Raw genomic sequence first — 1,317 nt, 5'->3', positions numbered from 1 at the left:
TAAAATAATGAGGTGTTTAGTAGTGAGTAAAAAAACTTTTTCAAAACAAGATATAGAAGTTCTATCAAATAATAAATATGTTCGAAATGTAAGTGAAAAATCTATTACATATACAAATGAATTTAAAATTCATTTTATTGCGGAATATAACAATGGAAAATCATCAAGAATTATTTTTGAAGAAGCTGGCTTTGATACTAATCTAATTGGAACAAAGCGTATTGAGTGTTCTTCTAGCAGATGGAGAAATGCTTATAAGAAAAATGGAGTTATAGGTTTAGATGATACAAGAAGGAAAAATAGTGGGCGTCCGCGTCAGCGTGAACTTAGCAAAGATGAATTAATAGCAAAACAAACTGCTGAAATTGAATATTTAAAGGCGGAGGTTGAGCTTTTAAAAAAATTAGAGCTGCACGAAAGGCAGGTGAGAAAAGGTAAATTAGTTGCAGCAAAAGCATTTAGTTTAATTAAAGGAATAACTAAAAATTCTAAATTTAATTCTATAGTTAGCCATTTATGTCAAGTTGCAGGCGTTTCACGTTCCGGTTATTATAGATTTTTAAAGAGTAAGTCAGTAAAAATAAAACGTAATAATGATGATTTATTAGTTAGAGATAATATACTAAAAGCATTTAATTATAGAGGATACAAAAAGGGATCTCGTTCAATAAAAATGCTTTTAGAAAATGATTTTGGAATTATCTATAATAGAAAGCGTATTCAAAGGATTATGAGAAAGTATGATATTGTGTGTCCAATAAGAAAAGCTAATCCCTATAGAAGAATAGCTAAAGCAACTAAAGAACATAGAATAGTTCCAAATCTTCTTGATAGAAAATTCAAACAAGGAGTAGCTGGCAAAGTACTTCTTACTGATATTACGTATTTGCCATATGGTAATAACCAGATGGCTTATTTGTCGACCATCAAAGATGCTTCAACTAATGAGATATTAGCTCATAACTTATCAAGTAGTTTATCATTAGATATTGCTATAAATACTATAAAAAAATTAAAATCTAATATTAAATTCAAACTAGCTAAAGATGCATTTATTCATTCTGATCAAGGATTTCATTATACAAGCCCTAAATTCCAGAAATTATTAAAATTAAACAATCTAGGACAATCAATGTCCAGACGCGGTAATTGTTGGGATAACGCCCCGCAGGAGTCTTTTTTTGGGCATATGAAGGATGAAGTTGATTATAAAGGTTGCACAAACTTTGAAGAACTAAAATTCGTAATTGATGATTACATTGACTATTACAATAATTATCGTTACCAATGGAACTTAAAAAAGCTGACTCCTGTAAA

The 1,317-nt window shown here is 29.4% G+C and carries 1 protein-coding gene; it reads left to right on the top strand.

Features of this window, described 5'->3' with window-relative positions; translation table 11 throughout:
• Positions 1-22: 22 nt before the first annotated feature.
• A partial coding sequence (locus ABDZ60_RS18565; protein ID WP_343780239.1) for an IS3 family transposase occupies positions 23-1,317 on the top strand: 1,295 nt, incomplete at its 3' end.

The sequence above is a fragment of the Clostridium sartagoforme genome, from assembly GCF_039521405.1.
GTDB lineage: Bacteria > Bacillota > Clostridia > Clostridiales > Clostridiaceae > Clostridium > Clostridium sartagoforme.
This window is presented reverse-complemented; position numbering and strand designations above follow the sequence as displayed.